Source organism: Pedobacter sp. MC2016-24, assembly GCF_015223055.1.
Taxonomy (GTDB): domain Bacteria; phylum Bacteroidota; class Bacteroidia; order Sphingobacteriales; family Sphingobacteriaceae; genus Pedobacter.
In genome coordinates, this window is sequence record NZ_JADFBX010000008.1 from 233,954 (window position 1) to 254,049 (window position 20,096).

The following is a 20,096-nucleotide window of genomic DNA, read 5'->3' on the forward strand; positions in this document are numbered from 1 at the left end:
ACACAGTGGAATGAATAAATCTGATAGCTTCATCACAAATGAAAAACAAACCGAGTTTATGAGTTCATTAATACAAATGAAAACAATAAACGAAGAATTAATAATTATATACGGATGAAAAAAACAAATTCAAAGCAAAACAAGTTGGTTAAAATTGCGCTGATTTTTAGTGTATTGCAGTCTTGCTTTTTGCCGCTTATTGCACAGCAATCAGACTTATCCGCGAGGTACTTAAAAACCGAATACAAAGAAAATCCGGTTACCGATGTGCTTCACCCACGTTTAAGCTGGGAGCTGGAATCGAAAGAACGGAGACAGCTGCAAACTGCGTATCAGATTATGGTAAGTAGTTCAGCACAATTGTTGAAACTGGATAAGGGTGATCTGTGGGATTCAGGCCGGATCCTAAGTGACCGTACCAACCAGATTGAATACCAAGGTGCTGAGGTGGTTTCCAGGAAGGTATACTATTGGAAGGTCCGCAGCTGGGATAAAAATAATATCGTGGGTAAATGGAGTCCGGTTGCCAAATGGGAAATGGGCCTGTTGAATAAACCCGACTGGAAAGCCAGCTGGATTGGAAACGATCTTAGCGCTTTGGGGAAGGGAAGTGCGTACCATCTTCCGCCAGCACCGTACTTTAGAAAACAGGTAAAGCTTAACAAATCGGTAAAAAAGGCCAGGCTGTATGTAACTGCCCTGGGCTTATATGAGTTCTATATCAACGGACAACGCATTGGTAAGGATAATTTTACGCCGGGCTGGACAGACTATCATAAAAGAGTACACTATCAGGTGTATGACGTAACGGATAAGCTTAAAGCCGGGAACAATATCTTAAGTTCAATTGTTGCCGATGGCTGGTATTCGGGCTATCTTGGATATGCACTACTGGTTAACAATCCGGTGGTACGGAACTTTTATGGGAAAGTACCGCTGTTAAAAGCTCAGCTGGAAGTGGAGTATGAAGATGGGACTCACACAGCTGTTTTTACCGATGCTTCTTGGAAAAGCAACCATGGCCCAATGGTTGAAGCAGATATTTTAAACGGGGAGACCTATGATGCAAGGTTGGAGTTTACTGGCTGGAATACTGCTTCCTATGTGGCTGAACATTGGAAAAACGCAACGGTGTTTCCGGATCAGGGAGGACGTAGCCTGGAATCCTATCCCGGCAATACCGTCCAGGTATTTAAAGAAATTAAGGCGCTTAGCGTTACTAAAAGAACAAATGGTAAATATATTTTTAATCTGGGCCAGAATTTTTCGGGTAATGTCCGTTTAAAAGTAAAGGGGAAAAGGGGAGACACGATCACTTTAAAGTATGGAGAGGTTTTATTTCCAAATGGCGACCTCATGACTGAGAATTTGCGGAAGGCCAGGGCAACAGATACTTACATATTGAAAGGCGATTTAAATGGGGAAGTTTACACACCCAGATTTACTTATCATGGTTTTCAGTATGTCGAAGTTTCTGGTTTTCGTACTCAGCCAGCGGTCAATGCGGTTACAGGGATCGTATTGAGTTCGGCAACACCAGTGGTGGGTTCTTTTACAACAGACCATGTGATGGTTAATAAGCTGTACAGTAATATTGTATGGACACAGCGCTCCAATTATTTTGACATTCCAACCGATTGTCCGCAACGTGATGAGCGGTTGGGGTGGACCGGTGATGCGCAGACTTACATGCAATCGGCAACTTTTAATACCGATATTTCTGCTTTTTTTACCAAATGGCTGGTTGATCTTAACGATGCGCAACGCATTGATCATACGTACCCGATTTACGCACCGGCACCAAATATCCGTATTACAGATACCTATTCTCCAGGATGGTCAGAGGCAGGTATTATATGTCCTTATACCCTGTATAAAGTTTATGGAGATGTGCGGGTGATCCGAAAATTCTGGGTTAATATGACTGACTACCTTCAGTTTTTAGAAAATAAGAGTAAAGGAACATTCGTTTTTAGGGAGGCTAGTTTTGAAGACATCTCCCCTAAAGGTGGTTTTGGAGATTGGTTGTCTGCAGGAAAAAAAACACCGCCCGATATGTTGGCGACCATTTATTATGGTTATATCGCTTCGATGATGTCCGAGATGGCCAATGCGATCGGCAAACACGAAGATGAAATAAAATACAGGGAGATTTCTAACCAAATAAAATCTGCTTTTTTAAAGCATTACATGGCTCCAGAAGGGAGATTTAAAACCAATGTAACGGCCTATGGTAAGGGTGAAGGCTATGTGGACGGGGAGATGGGCTTTGATGGTCATACGCAAACGGCATACGCAAATGCGATTTATATGAATATGCTTACTCCTGATCAAGCGCATAAAGCCGGAGATTTTTTAAGTGAATTAATTCATCAAAATAGCGGGCGGCTGTCTACAGGTTTTCTGGGTGTTAAACCCTTATTGCCTGCTCTTTCAAAGACCGGGCATACAGATCAGGCTTATCAACTACTGTTGAATGTGGAATATCCTTCCTGGGGATTTGAAATCGTAAACGGAGCCAATACCATTTGGGAGCGATGGAATAGTTATATAAAAGGTAAAGGATTTGAAAATAATGCAGGAATGAATTCTTTTAATCATTATGCATTCGGATCGGTTAACGAATGGTTATTTGGCAATTCGGCTGGGATTCGTACCATAGATCCCGGTTACAGGAAGTTTTTAATCCGGCCCGAAATCGCCAAAGATGGTATCGGGTTGGTTAAAGCATCTTATCATTCCATCAATGGGCAGATCCTATCCGCCTGGAAAAGAACTGACCAAGGCATAACTATCGACATTATTATTCCTGTAAATACGACAGCTGATGTGTTTATACCGGCAAATAATGAAAACGATGTTAAGGAGGGTAAGTACAGGGTAAACATCCATCCAGATCTGAAGGTAAAAGGATTGGTTGATGGTTTTGTACATTTAGAATTGGGCTCAGGCGTTTATCATTTCTCGGCTAGATAAATATGTACCTTTATAACGTAACAGGAAATGAACGGCCCCGAAAGGTCGTGATTTTTTGCCATTCTTTTTTTGCCAGGATGAATTTTTGACATTTGGATCTGAAATTTTTTCATTTTTTCTGCAAAATTTTCAGCTGATTTGTGGGAAAACAGCTTTGGCATTACATTAGATAAGTCTTGTATGAACACGAAGTTCAGGTTTAATTAATTGTAAGTTTTAATCATTAAAAATCAACTTAAGGAGGACAGACCTATGACACTGGTTAAATTTAATCCAAATGGCAATGTGAAGAAAAATGGCCTGATGACTGGCTTTGATGGCGTTTTCGATTCTATTTTCAATGACACTTTCTTTTCTGACCGCATGATGGCGCGTGTGCCTGCGGTCAACATCAGTGAAAGTAAAGATCACTATCATCTGGAGCTTGCTGCTCCGGGTCTGAAGAAGGAAGACTTCAAACTTTCTTTGGAAAGGAATGTTCTGAGTATTTCTGTAGAGCGGAGTTCGGAAGATGGTGCTCAGGAGCGCAATTACAACAAACGGGAGTTCAGTTACAGTTCGTTTGTGCGTTCTTTCACGCTGCCTGATGCTGCGGATGAGAATGGAATCGAAGCGAAGTATGTGGATGGGGTATTGTGCGTCGATATCGCAAAACGTGAAGAGGCAAAAATGCAGAGCCGCCAGATTGAAATCAAGTAATGCGTTTTTGATTTATACCAATACCCTGAGCTGCCTTCGGGCGGCTCTTTTATTTCATTTTGTTTATTGTTATGGAAGCTAGCTACGAAATATCTCTGAACATGAAAACGCTTAAAGGCATTGAAACTTATGGCTGTTTTCACCTTGGTCATGATGAGGCTTTTGCCCGGAAGCTTTACGCTTCCCTAATCGCGGACGATGAGGTCTCTGGTGATTCTGTCATTACTATAGATTTGGTAAAGCGGGAGGACCGTGTCCCCTTCCCTCAGGGACTGCGGCATTGCAGCTATGAACAGCTTGCTTTGAATGTACAGCTGATCACTAAAGGGGTCTTTAAGCATCTCAATCTGGAGATTTAGGTATGAATTTAATTTCAAAAAAATATTTTGATTCATAATTGCTGGTTAAAATATAATTCTAATTTTTCGTTTATTTTGAAATAAAATTTGATGTTTCAAATATTTTTGTATCTTTGGATATAATTAATATATAATACAATGCAACAAGGAACAGTAAAATTTTTCAATGAGACAAAAGGTTTTGGATTTATCGTGCCAGCTAATGGTGATAGCGAAATCTTTGTTCATTCTTCTGGTTTAATGGACAACATTCGTGAGAATGATTCAGTAAGCTATGACATCGAGCAAGGTAAAAAAGGCTTGAATGCAATTAATGTTAAGATCAGCTAATTAGATTTCCTTCATAAATTGGTAAAAACATCTGTCTAATGACAGATGTTTTTTTTTGCCCTGTATTTTGCATGTCACTGCGGATGGGTTGGATGTTGCCTTCCGGTAACGGTCAGCGATTACCTGCCAGCAGAAATCGTTAGTCCAAATCGTACACTGTTTTGAAAGTTGATAGCTATGATCTGCCTCTGCTGGCTGATTGACGGTTTATCATTTCGGGGCATCATTATTGGATGCTTATAGGAAAAATCTATGATAGCGATTGACAACGTACAACCATTAAGCCCTGAAAGTTTATTTGAACTTTTAAAAACGGAATTTCCTGCTTATGTAAATGAGCAGCTTGGTAGCAACCTGGTTGTGGAATTTGCCCACGTAGCTGATATTGTGAATATCAGTTTCCCTGAAATTATTGACGGTAACGCTTACACGATTACAGTTGGAGACAACAGTCTCGAACTCACAGACCACACGACAGAGGGCACTTACAATACGGAGTTGCTGGAACAGCATCTGATGGAATTTTTGACTTTAAAAGCGGGTTAGCCTGGCTACTCTTTTCGGCTAATTCAGATCGGGCTTTTCGGTCGGGTCTGGATATACCGGATGAGATAGACCGCTAAGCACTGTAAAATCTGACTGGATAGTTATGACACAGTTAGCCTGTGAAGCCATAAAGCCAAGTTTATTCGTATCTTAGTACTTAAAACAGACACGATTCATATCTATGCATAAGGACGAGACAGCGGGCTATTCATTGATCATTGCGCAGGTCGCGGGTGGGGATCAGCTTGCTTTTCGAAAGTTATTTGATGACTACAGAAATAAAGTCTTTACCTATGCAATCCGTTACCTAAAATCTAAAGCGCAGGCAGAGGAAATAGTGCAGAACGTTTTTTTAAAAATATGGCTTAAACGGGACGGTTTAATTGAAATTAAAAATTTCGGCGGATATCTGCGTACGGTTACTAATAATGCCACGCTTGATGCTTTAAAAAAGAGAGCGTCTGAGTATAAGTATAAAAATGAAAGTTTGCAGGAATGGTCTGACCTTGACAATGCTACCGAAGAAGCTATCCTTTCTAAAGATGCCCAGAGTTATGTTGCCCAGGCACTTGAAAAATTACCTAAACAGCAAAAGCTAGTTTACCAGATGTGCCATATTGATGGTCTAAAACAAAAGGAAGTGGCCGAGAAACTAAATATCTCACCTTTGACTGTTAAAGTGCATTTACGGGAGGCCATCAAAGGCTTAAAAGTGCTACTTAAAAATGGTGAAGCTGCACCACTGATTACCTTTGTTTTTCTTGGAATGTTGAAGTAATTAAATATTAATTTCATTTTTATTTAAACGAACTACTCCTTTTTTGTTTTCCAGTCGTCAGGTATAATAAATGGAGCCTTTGAGGGGGCTTTGTCTAATTTAACTTACATGGAAAACCAGCGCGTTGAATATCTGATTAAAAAATATGCCGGTGACGGCGTTACTGCAAAGGAAGAAGCCGAACTGATGAACATGATACGCAACGGTAAGGACAATGCCGATCTGCGTGATTTAATGTTACACGCATGGGATGATGCCCATCCAGAAATGACATTAGATTCAGTAAAGGCAGACCAGATTTTTAATGCTGTGGTAGGTGTTAAAAAGTCACCAGCATTTAGAAAACTATATTGGATAGGTGTGGCAGCGGCAATTGTATTGGTGTGTTTTGCTGTGTCATTCTTTTACCAGCAAAAAAGCGCTTTTTTAACTAAAGCAGAAAATACGGTTACTGCTGTCAAAATATTATCGGGAGCTGAACACAGAAAAATAAACCTGCCGGATGGAAGTTCAGTGATATTAAATGAAAATAGCGTTCTTGAATATCCTGAACGTTTTACAGGGGCAACCCGGGAGGTGATCTTAAATGGAGAGGGTTATTTTGATATCAGGCACGATTCAAAACACCGTTTCATTGTACATACAGGGAATATAAAAACTACTGTACTGGGAACGGCATTCAACGTAAAGGCCTTAGCGGGAACGGCTGTTGTGGTAACAGTTACAAGAGGAAAGGTAAGTGTGGCTGACGAAAGTAAAGTATTAGCAGTGTTGGTACCCGATGAACAGGTTGTATTTAATCAGCAGTATAAAAAAGTTAGTGTGGCAAAAGTAAAAGCCGAAGAGACCGTTGCATGGCAAAAGAACGACCTGTTTTTTGAAGATACAACGATGGAAGAAGCTGCCGAAATACTCTCCCAAAAATTCAATGTTAAAATTACTTTCAAAAATAATGAAGGTAAAAACTGCCGTTTTACTGCAAGCTTTTTAAAGGCTCAAAGCCTGGAAGAGGTGATACAGGTAATCACCGCCTTTAACGAGGCCACTTATAGTGTTAAGCCAGGGGAAATTGTCATCGCTGGAAAAAATTGTAAAAACTAGAAAATAATATAAACCTAAACCATTAACCAAAAACAACATGAAAAAAAACTACCAGCTAAGCACATGATTAAAAGTAAACTCCCTGCCATAGACAGGGAGTAAAATGCTGCAGGCTTGACTGGAACTCAAGACTGCGGTTTAAATAACTTTTCGGGAATCATTTAAACATTTAAAATTATGAAATTTTCTGCACAATACGCAGAGGGTACGCCGTGCTGTTTGCATGTGGCTACTTTTAGTAACTCACGAAATCTAATTCGGCAGATTATGCGTTTAAGCTTATATATAGCCATTTTAACAGTTGTAAGTACGCAACTTCTATTTGCATCTCCTACAAGCGCACAATCTATGTCGCAGGTTGAGGTGACTATCGACCTTAAAAATGAGTCGGCAATTACTGCAATTAAAAAAATTGAAAGCCAAACCAATTTTAGGTTTATTTATCGGAGTGAACAGATCCGTAACATTAAGGCGATCAGCCTTCCGCTGGAGAAACGTTCTGTTGGTGAGCTGCTCCAACTGATATTTAACGACCAACGTTTTAAGGTTACGCAAATTAATGCCAATAATATCCAAATCTTACCCATTAACTTAGAATTGGCTACCCTTGCAGATCTAAGGATTAGTGGAATTGTTCTGGATGAATTTGGAAGCCCATTGCCTGGTGTATCTGTCATGATAAAAGGAAATAGATCTGCTAGTACGGCTACAGATCAAAATGGGCATTTTGGAATAAATGTACCTGAAAAAAGTGTACAGATTTTGCTTTTCAGTTACATGGGATATCAAACTGAAGAAATCGAATTGGGTACTCAAACTTCTGTTTCAGTACGTATGAAGCCATCATCCGGCAGTTTAAATGAGGTTGTGGTGATTGGTTATGGTACTTCTACGCGGAAAGAACTGACCGGATCGGTCGCAAGGGTTGATGCAAAAACCATTCAGGAACAACCGGTGGGTAATGTGATCAATGCCTTGCAAGGCCGGATGGCAGGTGTTGAAGTAAGCCAATCCAGCGGATTGCCTGGATCGGGGACCTCCATAAAAATAAGAGGACAATATTCTATTCAAAGTGGTGTTGAGCCACTCTATGTGATAGATGGCGTTCCTTTTAATTTTAGTTTAAACGTTTTTCAGACAGGAGCAAACGGTACGGTTAACCCGCTGAATAGTTTAAACCCATCGGATGTGGAGCGTATTGATGTACTTAAAGATGGCGATGCGACAGCAATCTATGGTGCAAGAGGCGGTAATGGTGTAATTTTAATCACAACTAAAAAAGGAAAAGCCGGAAAAACTAAATTGGATATCAATTTAAGTTCCGGAACAGGTAAAGTCGGGCGTAAGATTGACATGCTGAGTGGGGAGCAGTACCTTGCCCTGCGTAAAGAAGCTTTTGCCAATGATAAGGTTACACCAACAATAGCAAATGCTCCTGATTTAACTTCCTGGAGTCAGACCAATTTCAGGGACTGGCAAGATGATCTCATCGGTGGTACAGCTCACTACACCGATGCCCAGTTAACCTTAAGTGGCGGAAATGAGGATACGCGCTTTGCTTTCAGTCCTGGTTACCATCACGAAGGGACTGTGTTTCCGGGAAGTTCTGCTGAAGACCGAATTTCTGCCAGGTTAAATGTGGACCATAATTCAAGAGATAAAAGGTTCGCTGCATTGATTTCATTAGTTTATTCCTACGACAAGAATAATTTACCCATAAGAGATCTGAGCAGCTATTATAACCTTGCTCCGAACTATGATCCGTATACTGCTACTGGTGCATTTAATTTTGTTAGTACTTATCAGTATAATCCCTATGCACTCCTTGCTCAGAAATACAAGGGTACAACAGCGAATCTTATTGGTAATATGAATCTGAGGTATACCATTCTTCCTGGGTTAAGCCTGAAAGCAAATTTAGGCTATACAACTTTAAATTTTGATCAGAATGGCCAAACTCCTGGTTTAACAGTTAACCCAGCTTTTAATGCGGCGATCAGCAGTGCATTTTTTGCAGCTACAACGGCGAGATCATACATTGTAGAACCACAGGTTGAATATGTTAAAGAACTTGGAAAAGGCAAACTGACAGCTTTGGTCGGAACAACTTTTCAAAGCAATACCAGTACAACCAATACAGTGAACGGGACTAATTATACCAACGATGCACTATTGGGAAGTATTGGCGCTGCAGGCACACTTTCTGGAAGTACTAGATACGACAATTACAATTTCAGTTCTATTTTCGGAAGGATAACCTACAATTACCAGGGAAAGTATATTCTTAGTGCAACGATGAGAAGGGATGGCTCATCCCGCTTTGGATTGAACAATAGTTTTGGGAATTTTGGAGCGTTAGGAGCGGCGTGGATATTTTCTGACGAGACTTTTGTTAAAGACAATCTTTCTTTTTTAAGCTTCGGAAAATTACGGGGTAGTTATGGTATCACTGGTAACGACCAGATATCCAATTATCAAAACCTGGCTACTTACAATGCTGCCGGGGCATCAAGCGGTTATCAGGGAACCACAATCCAAAATCCTGCAAGGTTAGCCAATCCGGATATCAAATGGGAGAGTAACAGAAAAGCAGAACTAGCACTTGAACTGGGCCTTTTTGACAATAGGATACAGTTTAACCTGGCTGCTTACAGAAATAGGGTTGGCAACCAGATTTTAAGTATTTCAACCCCCGGACAGGTCGGCTTTTCCAGTTACACGGGGAATTTTCCTGCTACCATACAGGCACAGGGACTTGAATTTGAGTTGAATACAAAGAATTTTGAAAGGGGTGATTTCAGATGGTCAACTGCTTTCAACTTTACATTGAACAACTCAAAAATTGTCAAATTTGATAACCTGGCGAGCTTGAATTTCTATGCCAACTCATTTATAGTAGGTTATCCGGTACCTTTTAGCAGGCAATATATATTTAATGGGATAAATCCGGCCAACGGATCGATTATTTATCAAACTGCTAATGCGAACGGTGTACCTACTTTTCTCGTTGATCAGCAACCAACTCCAGTCGGAACACCTTATTATGGTGGATTGACTAATACTTTTTCGTATAAACGTTTTGACTTTGGTTTCTTTTTCCAATTCAGGCATCAGAAAGGCTATATCAACAGCGTAACGGGTTCTTTAGGTTCTTTAAACAATCAGAACAGCAGTACACTTGATCATTGGAGGCAGCCGAATGATCAAACTCAATTTGGCGCAGCAACAGCCAACTCAAGTAATCCGGCTTTTAACCTTTATAGTTTTTACTATAACAGTTCCACCGCGTTTTTTGGAAATGCTTCATGGCTAAAACTCAAGAATGTGAATCTGGCTTACACTTTTCCTAAGGAATGGATCTCGGCGGCAAAAATTTCCAATTTGAGGCTATACGCCCAGGGTCAAAATCTCTTTTCAGTTTCCAATCACAAAAATGTGCTTGATCCTGAAATGGGTGCCGGTCAAGGGGGTGGCCCGGGAATGCCGGCGCTTCGTACAATTGTTATTGGCCTTAATGCTTCTTTTTAACTTAAAAACTAAAAATCGACATGAAATTATTTCCTTCACATAAGATCTGCTTAGTTTTAACACTGGGTATGATCATGACCCTTTCTTCTTGTAAAAAATTTATTGAAGTGGATCCTCCAATTGATCAGGTCAGTTCAGATAAAGCTTTTCAGGATGATGCTACGGCGCTAAGTTCAGTACTTGGTCTATATGGCAATTCAAACCTAATACCTACCAGCGGAAACCTGGAAAATTCTTTACTTGGAACCGTAACCGCTTTGGGAGGCATGGCGGCTGATGACATTTATCTGAGCTCGCAGGATTACCTGGATCAGTTTAAAACGAATACAATACCGCTATCTAGCAATTACGTCAATAATCCTTGGAATTATGCCTATACAGTTGTTTTTGCCGCAAATTCTGCTATTGAAGGGCTGAATAAAACTACCGGAGTTTCTGCATCAGTAAAACAGCAGCTCCTTGGCGAAAGCCATTTTATGCGTGCTTTTACCTATTTCTATCTCACTAATTTATTTGGCGATGTACCCATGGTTACAAGTACGGTAACCAGTGTGAATTTAACATTGCCCCGGGCCCCGCAAGCGGAGATCTACCAGATGATCATCAGCGATCTGAAAATTGCGCAAAACAATCTTTCTGATGCTTACCCTTCCGGCCAACGGGCAAGGGCCAATAAAGCCGTAGCAACCGCAATGCTGGCCAGAATATATTTATATACTAAAGATTATTCAAACGCGGAAATTCAGGCTACAACAGTCATAAACAACAGCGCTTATAAAATGGAGAGCCTGGATAATGCTTTCCTGAATACGAGTAATGAAGTGATCTGGCAGCGTTTTACTTTTAATGGATACTCAATTTTTGGTAGAAGTTTTGTTCCCTCAGGAACCACACCCAGTTATGTACTTTATCCATCCCTTGTGGCTAGTTTTGAACCGACTGATCAGCGTATGGGAAAATGGATGAAGCCGCTTGCTGTAGGTGCCACTACCTATTATTATCCTTTTAAATACAAGTTGCGTGATGCTACAGCAGGAAATGAATTTAACGTATTGTTGCGTTTGGCAGAGTTATACCTGATCCGGGCAGAAGCCAGAGCACAGCTCAATAAGATCACCGGAACGGCTGGCGCTGCGGAAGATTTGAATGTAGTGAGAAACCGTGCCGGGCTTCTTGGAACTACGGCTACTACCCAGGGTCCCATGCTGCTTGCGATAGAAAATGAGCGGGCACATGAGTTGTTTTCTGAATTGGGGCACCGCTGGTTTGACCTAAAAAGAACAGGTAGGGCGGATGCGGTTCTTGGACCGCAAAAAGCAACCTGGACATCTACTGCTGTATTGTTTCCTATACCAGCTGCTCAAATTTTGTACAATAAAAACTTAAGTCAAAACCTGGGTTATAAATAAACGAAAATGAAACTATCTATAAAAAAAACCGTTTTACTTTTTGCTTTGATGGCCTTAACCACTTTTGTGGTTAAGGCCCAGCAAGGGGCAGTTAAAGAATTGAAGTCGATCGGAGCACCTGCACCTGCACTCTATATTGCCAAATGGTTAAAAGGAGACAGTATACCGACCTTTAAAAAAGGACGAATCTATGTTGTGGAATTTTGGGCCACCTGGTGCCTGCCTTGTATTGCAGGGATGCCACATCTTTCTGAACTGGCCAGGAAGTATAAGGCAGATGTAACAGTTATAGGTGTTAGTATTTTCGAGCGGGGGACTACGATGCCTGTAATAGAAAAATTTGTGGCTGACAAGGGGGACAAAATGGATTATGCTGTTGCCGCTGAAAAAGGAACGCAGATGGCTGAGCACTGGATGACCGCTTATGCTGAGAGAGGAATTCCTTTTTCATTCGTAGTGGATAAAGAGGGGCGTATAGCCTGGTGCGGACCACCTAAAAACCTGGATCATGTACTACCCCAAATTATAAATGGCAACTGGGATATCAATCTTGCGAATAAAAAAAGAAAAGACTATCAGAGGCTGGCACCCATAGATGGCAACGAGGTGGTAAATGCATTGAACCCTTTTATGGGGAATCCAGGCAGACCTGAAGCTGCATTAAAGAAAATAGACAGTATGCTAACTGTTGAACCCGGTTTAAAGTACTTTCCTAAAATGGGACATTTTACTTTCTTTGCGCTGTCTAAAACTGATCAGAAAAAAGCCGTACAGTTTGCCCATGAATGGTTTGCTGCCAATGATTACCCGGGATACTCAACTGTAACTGATGCCGTTTACAAAAAAGAAGGCCTAATCCCGGAACTGTATACGCTCGCAGCAGAATGTTATCAAGCGCAATTGGACAACTATCCATGGAGTATGGATTTTCCTGAAACGTATAAAAATATGGCCGTTTTATATGAAAAAGCAGGCGATATGGTTAAATCCAAAGAAATGCTAAAGAAGGCTCAACAAGCACCCCCTGAAAATAAACATTAAAAGACAATAGAATGAAAAGAATACTCCCTATTCGCTTACTATTTCTTGCAGACTTACTGAGCAGCTGAGCCCAGTATCTTCTACTCTAAGTTGCGTACAACGGGAAATTTCTCCAGAGGCTAAACTTTTTTCTAAGCCCTATTCCAGACCAAGCTCATGTCTTTTTTCCTGAGCTTGGTCTTTTGCAAAATCAAAGCATTTTTATTGCGCTGCTCCGGTACTCATCGCAGGTTTTCTTATAATTCCGGTAGCTGTGATGCAGAGAAAGACTATATGATATCTTAACAAATGATCTGAGTAATTTGAAACTTTATGTCCTGGATTTATCATGTTTAGTACTTAATAATTGACGTTTCGTCCAACCGGCTTCTCCAAGAGGTATAACTATAGATACTTTTAGGTAAATAAATATAAGATTTGCTTTTGCTTTAATATACAATTGACACAGATTTGGACTTAAGTGACGGACGATATTAAATGCGGTTTTACTTTATGGAAATGTTAGGTAAGGTTAACTATCTAAAATATTAATGTTTTATTACCTGAATATGTAATTTATTATAGATATTCACATTTCGATAGCGACTAAATTAAATGACCGCTTATAACAATCTTTCAGATTCTGAACTAACCATTCTGCTTAAGGCAGGTGACGTTAAAGCTTTTGATGAAATTTTTGAAAGATACAGCCGAGTACTTTATGTATATGCCCGTAATATGATTAGAGATACGGATGAAGCCCAGGATTTAGTTCAGGATATTTTTACCTCGCTTTGGGACCATGCTGCGAAGCTGGAACTTAGAAGTTCTTTATCCGCTTATCTCTACAGTGCGGTAAGGTATAAATTCCTAAACCTGGTGTCGCGGCGTAAAGTCCGATCAGACTATGCGGAGGCCTTTCAGGCACTTATTGACGAAGGTGATTATTCAACAGATCATTACATTAATGAGAAAGAACTGATTGCGCTGATTGAAAAGGAAGTCGTAAAGCTCCCTCAAAAGATGCGGGAAGTTTTTGAATTGAGCAGGAATGCCGGACTGTCTCATCGCGAGATTGCACTTCAGCTTGGCATTACAGAAAAAACGGTGAAAAATCATGTTAATCACGCCTTAAAGATACTTAGAGGTAAGTTTGATGTTCTGGCAATTTTAGTTTGGTTAATGCATCGATAATTTTTTTAATTTTTATTTAGGCCCTGGCGACTTCATAGCTGACATATCATTAGAAGCCATTGAGCTGACATCATAAAAATTAAGCATGAAGACCCACATTACTGAAGAATTAATTAAAAAATATGTTGATGGCCGCTGCACTGCTGCAGAGAAGGTTGTGGTCGAAGCTGGCTTCTTAGCAGATTTTAAAAATAATTACCGTGAATTTCCCGAGTCGGAAATTCAAAGTGCGTGCGAGCAGATCAGTGCGTCGGTAAATGAGCATAGGTTGGCAAATCCTAAAAACAAAAATAAAGTGATCAGGTTATGGCCAAGAATTGCCGCCGCCGCTTCAATTGTGATTACATTGGCTGCCAGCTTATATTTTTATGAAGCAAATCGCCAGGAGGATGGGGAAGCGGGGAAAGGAAATTTGTATACAGCTGACATCAAGCCCGGCAAAAATATAGCAACATTAACTTTAGCTGACGGGAAAAATATTATGCTGAGCGACACTAAGACCGGTGTTGTGATTAGCGCGTCGAAATTAACCTATAATGACGGAAGTTTAGTAAAAGATTCTGCACTGGCCATGCAACTATTGCAGGTTGGAACATTGGAGAATTTGACAATGAGCACACCCCGGGGTGGAACTTATCAGGTTGTACTTCCGGATGGTACTAAGGTTTGGCTGAACGCAGACTCAAAAATTTCTTTTCCTAAACAGTTATTAGGTTTAGAGCGAAAAGTGATACTACAAGGTGAAGCTTATTTTGAGGTTGCTAAATCTTACACCTCAGTACACGGAAAAAGAATCAGACAGTCTTTTATTGTAGAAACCAAAGCTCAGCGCGTAGAAGTACTGGGTACCCATTTCGATATTAATGCATACGCCGATGAAGAGAGTACAAAGACGACCTTGCTCGAAGGTGCTGTCCGCGTAACTGATTTCAATGCAGGGAAAATTCCGCAGCTTTTAAAGCCTGATCAGCAGGCTATCCTGACAAGTAGCGGGTTTAAAGTTATTCAGACAAATGCTGAGGATGCAATAGCCTGGAAAAATGGTTATTTCAAATTTAACGGCGAAAATGTGGAAAGCATCATGCGTAAGCTTTCGCGATGGTATGATATAGAAGTCGTATACCAGGGCGATTTGGGAACGGTAATGTTTGAAGGTGAAATTCCACGCAATACCAGCCTGCCCAACATGTTAAAAGTATTAGAAGCCGCACATTTCCATTGTACCATAGCGGGTAAAAAATTGATTGTGCGACGATAAAAGATATACTAACCAAACCAACCAACCAACCTAAACCAGATTTGTCTATGAGAATTTTTAGACTATTTATTATGTGTCTGTTATTTTACGTGAACCTGCATGCGCAGGAACCGCAGACCATTACCCTTTCCGTAAAAAATGCCCCCATAGAAATGGTGCTGATCCAGCTAAAAAAGCAAACCGGTATCTCCTTTTTTTACGATCAGGAGATTTTAAAACTAGTGGGAAAAGTGTCTGTTCAGGTACAAAAGGCAGATTTGAAAACCGTACTGAACCTGTGCTTTAAAGATACACCTGTGGAATACTCTGTTGTAGGTAACATTGTCATCCTGGTGAATAAAAAGGCAAAAAAAAACGCCGATGGCAGTCCGGAAATAATGGAAAGCCTGTTTTCCCAAAATGATATCCATGGTACTGTATACAGCAGCCGGGGTGAAAGACTGAATGGCGCTACGGTTATCATAAAACGTAGCCACCAGGGAACGACCACAAAAGCAAGCGGGGAGTTTGAACTGAGAAACGTGCGTACCAATGATACTTTACACGTCAGCTATATCGGTTACGCGCCGCTGGATGTTCCTGTGCTTTTGCAAACGGAGTTTGTAGTCATGCTAAAAGAAACCAACAATGAACTTGATGCCGTTGAGGTTCAGGCTTACGGTTTGACCACCAAACGCCTCGCCATAGGAGAGATCAGCCAGATCAATGCCAGGGAGCTGGAACGGCAGCCGGTGTCCAATCCTTTGTTAGCGCTTAAGGGTATTGTTCCCGGGGTATTGATTACACCAACAAGCGGTTACAGTAATGCGCCGGTAAAGGTGGAAATCAGGGGAAGAAGTTCTATTGATCCAACTTCAGTTTCTGACCCACTATACGTCATAGATGGAGTACCGCTGGTTCAACCCAGTATTGGCTTCCAGCAATCCTCTTACCAAAACGGTTCTACCGGACTACAGCAAGCCGGTATCACTTTCTCCGGGGGACAGAGTCCATTGTCAAATCTGAACATGCATGATATTGAGAGTATTACCGTATTAAAAGACGCTGCGTCTACAGCCATGTATGGTTCAAGGGCCGGTAATGGTGTAATCATCATCACCACTAAAAAGGGAAAAGCAGGTAAAACGGTATTTGATGTGAGTGGAAGTCAAACGATCAACCAGGTGATCGGGCATTACGATATGCTCAATACCAGCCAATACCTGCAAATGCGACGTGAGGCTTTACACAACGATGGCCTTGTTCCTTCTGTTTCTACAGCACCAGATTTGGTATCATGGGATTCCAGTCGTGATGTAGACTGGCAAAAAGTATTGTGGAAATCAGCCCGTAGCACCACTGTAAATGCGAGTTTATCCGGAGGGGGGGAGCTGACTACTTTTAGGATCAGTGGTCAGTACAGTAAGCTGAAAGATGTATCCCCATTGACTGACAAGAACAGCAATAACACGGCAAACATTTCTTTTAATTTAAACCACCGTAGTCCGGATCAAAAGTTATCTGTCGATCTTGCAGCTGGTTACGGGTACAATACCGCTACCCAGATTACGCTGTATGGGACTACGACACTGTCACCTAATCTGCCACCAATATATGACGACAATGGGGATTTAAACTACGCAGCCTGGAATGCTGCCAATATAGGCATATCTTATCCTTTTTACGGATTATTGATGCCATCTGTATCGAGTTCGAATTTGCTGAACAGCAGTTTAAAAATAGGCTATCAGGTGCTGAATGGTTTAAATGTAAACCTGCAGATGGGTTATAACCTGGGGTTGAATGACAATAGCCTCACTACTACGATTGCTTCGCAAAACCCTTTGAATAACCCAACGGCCCAGGTGTATTTCGGAAATAGTAAAACTACCGGGTGGGCCATCACCCCTCAGATTGATTACACCCGTATTCTTGGGAAAGGAAAACTCAGTGTCCTGATCGGCGGAAATTTGAATAATGCAGTGGCCAATGGGCTCACTACTCTGGCGTTTGGATATACAAGTGATCAGCTGACGAGGTCTGTCAATAATGCACCGCTGGTGAGCAGTTTGCAGAACTACGCACAAAGCAAGTATGTTGACGTTCATGGAAGCATCAACTACATCTGGGAAAACAAGTATATTATAGAGTTGAGCGGAAACCGCGACGGCTCCTCTAATTTTGGTCCGGGCAGGCAATTTGGTACATTTGGTGTGGCTGGTCTGAGTTGGATTGCGTCGGAAGAAAATTGGGTGAAGAGCGCCCTGCCTTCGTGGGTTAGCTTGCTGAGGCTAAAGGGCTCTTACGGAACAACCGGTAATTATCCAAATGTGGCTTACCAATACCTTTCACAATGGGCCAATACGGCTGGCGGTACCCCTCTGTACAATTATAATGGCGTTTTACCACAGGTTCCTATTCATGCAGTTAATCAGGAATACCGTTGGGAAAGCAATAAAGAATTAAATTCTGCTATTGATTTTGGCTTTTTGAACGACAGAATTAATCTACATGCCGCTATTTACCGCAGGCGTACCAACAACCAACTGGCGCAATTGCCAACACCTTTATTTACTGGCTTTGCAAGTGTACAAGGTAATTCACAGGCCAGTGTGCAAAATACAGGGCTTGAAGCTTCTTTAAGTGCTGGTTTGATATCGCATTCTGATTTTTCCTGGTCTGTGAGGATGAATTTTAGCCGCAACAAAAACAAATTGCTGGACTTTCCAGGATTAGAATATACTTCGTATTACACGACCCAAAAAATAGGGGAGTCCCTAAATAATGTCTATGTCTATCACTATAAGGGCATTGATCCACAAACGGGTCAACGGAGTTTTGAGGATTTTGATAAGAATGGGATCATTATTCCGGGCAATTCACAGCCGGGCAGCAATGGAGGCGACAGATGGGTAGCCATTGACCTTAGTCCAAAATTAGAATCTTCGCTGCTGAATCAGTTCCGTTATAAGGAGTTCAGACTGGACCTACAACTCACTTATAAGAAATTTACATCCGCCTCGCCTTATAACCAAACCGGAGGCGCCTTAAATGCTAATATTCCTTTAGATGTTTTTGAAGACCATTGGCAAAAGCCCGGGGATATTTCGGCCAATCCACGGTTTACCACCAACGCGACGGGGAGTGATGGTAATTTCGCCACTTCTGACGGAGCTTATACAAACGGTTCCTATCTGCGCCTGCAAAATGTTGCACTAGATTATACACTGCCAGGTAAATTGACAAGGCGATTTGGCATGCAGGCCATGAGTTTCATCATCAGCATGCAGAATATGATTACCGTTTCTAATTATCCTGGAATAGATCCCGAACTCCCTTTTGGCAACCAGCCGCAACCCAAAACATTTAATGGTAAAATAGTCCTAACTTTTTAAAAATCCAGCAATGAAATTACAAGGTTTAAAAACAAAAGCAATTTGCTTGTTCTGCTTGCTTAGTTGTGGAATGGATATGGCATGCAAGAAATTAATTGAGATAGGTGAGCCGATCAACACCCTGACCACCTCCGAAATTTTCAGCACAGATGCCACCGCAACTTCGGCTATGTATGGCGTCTATTCCTCGATGATCAACGGGTTTGATGGCGGACTGGCTTCAATAGCAAATCAAAATGTATTTAGCGCGGGGCTGACCACCAGATTGGCCGCTGTTTCTGCTGATGAACTCTTTTCTTCCAGTTATGTAAGTAATATCAGTAGTGATGTGTATCGCACCAACAAACTAACGGTGCTGACCGCGACAATTTCACCTACGATATGGTCTTCGGCCTACAGTATTATTTATAAAGCAAATTCAGTAATAGAGGGTATTGAGGCATCTAAATCTGCCTCCTTACATGATCATGTGAGAAAAGAACTGACTGCTGAAGCCAGGTTTATAAGGGCTTTTTGTTATTTCTATTTAACCAATTTCTTTGGCGACGTGCCTATGGCCCTTACGGTGGATTTTAATAAAACAGCGAATCTGCCAAGAATGCCAAGGGATCAGGTTTATAGACAAATTGTAACAGACCTTAAAGCTGCGCAGGCTGTATTGGCGGCAGACGACTCGCAGGGCAAAGGGGAAAGGGTTATCCCAAATAAATGGGCGGCTACGCTGCTGCTTGCCCGTGTTTACCTATATACCGGTGATTATAACAACGCCCATGCAGAAGCAAGTTCTATTATTAATAACCATGTTGCATATCGCCTGGAGGCAGATTTGAGCCAGGTTTTTTCTACCGGCAGCAGGGAAGCAGTATGGCAGTTGAAACAAACCGAGGAAGATGCACAGCTTAAGAATGCAACTCCTGAAGGACTGATTTTTTCTGCTGGTGACTTAAACCATCATGGTTATGTTCAATATGGTTTAACGAGTCAGCTGCTATCCGCTTTTGAACCAAATGACCGGCGCTGGACTGCCTGGTTAGACAGTACGGATTATGTGATTGACTCCTCTAAACCAGGTGCGTTCACCTACTTTCCGCACAAGTATATACTGGGGACACAGAATGCCAGTTTAGGGCAGCCGGCTCCGCAATATTATATGGTACTTCGTTTGGCAGAGGCCTATCTTATCCGTGCTGAGTCGGCATTAAATGGTGCTCCCGGAGGGCTCAGTACTGCGATAACTGATTTGAATGTAATACGTAGCCGGGCAGGCCTGCCAGATCTTGATCCAGATCTGGAGCAACTGCAGATCAGAAAAGCCATAGCCAGGGAGCGCCAGGTTGAGTTTTTCGCAGAGTGGGGGCACCGTTGGTTTGACCTCAAAAGAACCGGACAGGCAAGTGCTGTACTATCGGTTATTCCTGCAAAGCAGCCATGGCTGGGAGATAACCAGTTGCTTTATCCAATTCCAAGACCAGAAATCATAGCAGACCATTTTTTAACACAGAACGCGGGTTACTAAATCATTCA

At 41.6% G+C, this 20,096-nt stretch carries 14 protein-coding genes; all 14 read left to right on the forward strand.

Going from position 1 to position 20,096, the window contains the following annotated elements:
- Positions 1-114: 114 nt before the first annotated feature.
- The 14 genes from IM797_RS18845 (at position 115) to IM797_RS18910 (ending at position 20,088) form a co-directional block, all read left to right on the forward strand.
- Positions 115-2,976, forward strand: coding sequence for an alpha-L-rhamnosidase (locus IM797_RS18845; protein ID WP_194128720.1), 2,862 nt, complete (start codon positions 115-117; stop codon positions 2,974-2,976).
- Between the two features lie 252 nt (positions 2,977-3,228).
- Positions 3,229-3,675 carry an Hsp20/alpha crystallin family protein gene (locus IM797_RS18850; protein ID WP_194128721.1) on the forward strand — a complete coding sequence of 149 codons (447 nt, stop codon included), beginning with the start codon at positions 3,229-3,231 and terminating at the stop codon, positions 3,673-3,675.
- A 101-nt stretch (positions 3,676-3,776) separates the two neighbouring features.
- A complete protein-coding gene (locus IM797_RS18855) occupies positions 3,777-4,034 on the forward strand; it encodes a hypothetical protein (protein WP_194128722.1) in 258 nt (85 codons plus the stop codon).
- A gap of 138 nt (positions 4,035-4,172) precedes the next feature.
- The gene (locus tag IM797_RS18860) at positions 4,173-4,364 is read left to right on the forward strand and encodes a cold-shock protein (protein ID WP_048905418.1); all 192 of its coding nucleotides are present in this window, start codon (positions 4,173-4,175) and stop codon (positions 4,362-4,364) included.
- A gap of 252 nt (positions 4,365-4,616) precedes the next feature.
- Entirely contained in the window at positions 4,617-4,910 is a 294-nt protein-coding gene (locus tag IM797_RS18865) for a hypothetical protein (RefSeq protein ID WP_194128723.1), read from the forward strand.
- A 181-nt stretch (positions 4,911-5,091) separates the two neighbouring features.
- On the forward strand, positions 5,092-5,688 hold the full coding sequence (locus IM797_RS18870; RefSeq protein WP_194128724.1) for an RNA polymerase sigma factor: 597 nt from the start codon (positions 5,092-5,094) through the stop codon (positions 5,686-5,688).
- Between the two features lie 108 nt (positions 5,689-5,796).
- On the forward strand, positions 5,797-6,789 hold the full coding sequence (locus tag IM797_RS18875; protein WP_194128725.1) for a FecR family protein: 993 nt from the start codon (positions 5,797-5,799) through the stop codon (positions 6,787-6,789).
- Between the two features lie 267 nt (positions 6,790-7,056).
- The gene (locus tag IM797_RS18880; protein WP_194128726.1) at positions 7,057-10,317 is read left to right on the forward strand and encodes a SusC/RagA family TonB-linked outer membrane protein; all 3,261 of its coding nucleotides are present in this window, start codon (positions 7,057-7,059) and stop codon (positions 10,315-10,317) included.
- 20 nt (positions 10,318-10,337) lie between these two features.
- The gene (locus IM797_RS18885; RefSeq protein WP_194128727.1) at positions 10,338-11,726 is read left to right on the forward strand and encodes a RagB/SusD family nutrient uptake outer membrane protein; all 1,389 of its coding nucleotides are present in this window, start codon (positions 10,338-10,340) and stop codon (positions 11,724-11,726) included.
- 6 nt (positions 11,727-11,732) lie between these two features.
- Positions 11,733-12,767, forward strand: coding sequence for a TlpA disulfide reductase family protein (locus tag IM797_RS18890; RefSeq protein ID WP_194128728.1), 1,035 nt, complete (start codon positions 11,733-11,735; stop codon positions 12,765-12,767).
- A gap of 594 nt (positions 12,768-13,361) precedes the next feature.
- A complete protein-coding gene (locus tag IM797_RS18895; RefSeq protein WP_194128729.1) occupies positions 13,362-13,940 on the forward strand; it encodes an RNA polymerase sigma factor in 579 nt (192 codons plus the stop codon).
- Positions 13,941-14,025: 85 nt separating this feature from the next.
- On the forward strand, positions 14,026-15,198 hold the full coding sequence (locus IM797_RS18900) for a FecR family protein (protein ID WP_194128730.1): 1,173 nt from the start codon (positions 14,026-14,028) through the stop codon (positions 15,196-15,198).
- Between the two features lie 47 nt (positions 15,199-15,245).
- Positions 15,246-18,572, forward strand: coding sequence for a SusC/RagA family TonB-linked outer membrane protein (locus IM797_RS18905; RefSeq protein WP_194128731.1), 3,327 nt, complete (start codon positions 15,246-15,248; stop codon positions 18,570-18,572).
- A gap of 10 nt (positions 18,573-18,582) precedes the next feature.
- A complete protein-coding gene (locus IM797_RS18910) occupies positions 18,583-20,088 on the forward strand; it encodes a RagB/SusD family nutrient uptake outer membrane protein (protein ID WP_194128732.1) in 1,506 nt (501 codons plus the stop codon).
- The last annotated feature ends 8 nt before the right edge of the window (positions 20,089-20,096 follow it).

Excerpts from the sequence above, each read along its gene's own strand:
- IM797_RS18865 (WP_194128723.1), top strand. The coding sequence starts at position 4,617 with ATGATAGCGATTGACAACGTACAACCATTAAGCCCTGAAAGTTTATTT.
- IM797_RS18875 (WP_194128725.1), top strand. The coding sequence starts at position 5,797 with ATGGAAAACCAGCGCGTTGAATATCTGATTAAAAAATATGCCGGTGAC.
- IM797_RS18910 (WP_194128732.1), top strand. The coding sequence starts at position 18,583 with ATGAAATTACAAGGTTTAAAAACAAAAGCAATTTGCTTGTTCTGCTTG.
- IM797_RS18880 (WP_194128726.1), top strand. The coding sequence starts at position 7,057 with ATGCGTTTAAGCTTATATATAGCCATTTTAACAGTTGTAAGTACGCAA.
- IM797_RS18890 (WP_194128728.1), top strand. The coding sequence starts at position 11,733 with ATGAAACTATCTATAAAAAAAACCGTTTTACTTTTTGCTTTGATGGCC.
- IM797_RS18860 (WP_048905418.1), top strand. The coding sequence starts at position 4,173 with ATGCAACAAGGAACAGTAAAATTTTTCAATGAGACAAAAGGTTTTGGA.
- IM797_RS18855 (WP_194128722.1), top strand. The coding sequence starts at position 3,777 with ATGAAAACGCTTAAAGGCATTGAAACTTATGGCTGTTTTCACCTTGGT.
- IM797_RS18845 (WP_194128720.1), top strand. The coding sequence starts at position 115 with ATGAAAAAAACAAATTCAAAGCAAAACAAGTTGGTTAAAATTGCGCTG.
- IM797_RS18870 (WP_194128724.1), top strand. The coding sequence starts at position 5,092 with ATGCATAAGGACGAGACAGCGGGCTATTCATTGATCATTGCGCAGGTC.
- IM797_RS18885 (WP_194128727.1), top strand. The coding sequence starts at position 10,338 with ATGAAATTATTTCCTTCACATAAGATCTGCTTAGTTTTAACACTGGGT.
- IM797_RS18900 (WP_194128730.1), top strand. The coding sequence starts at position 14,026 with ATGAAGACCCACATTACTGAAGAATTAATTAAAAAATATGTTGATGGC.
- IM797_RS18895 (WP_194128729.1), top strand. The coding sequence starts at position 13,362 with ATGACCGCTTATAACAATCTTTCAGATTCTGAACTAACCATTCTGCTT.
- IM797_RS18850 (WP_194128721.1), top strand. The coding sequence starts at position 3,229 with ATGACACTGGTTAAATTTAATCCAAATGGCAATGTGAAGAAAAATGGC.
- IM797_RS18905 (WP_194128731.1), top strand. The coding sequence starts at position 15,246 with ATGAGAATTTTTAGACTATTTATTATGTGTCTGTTATTTTACGTGAAC.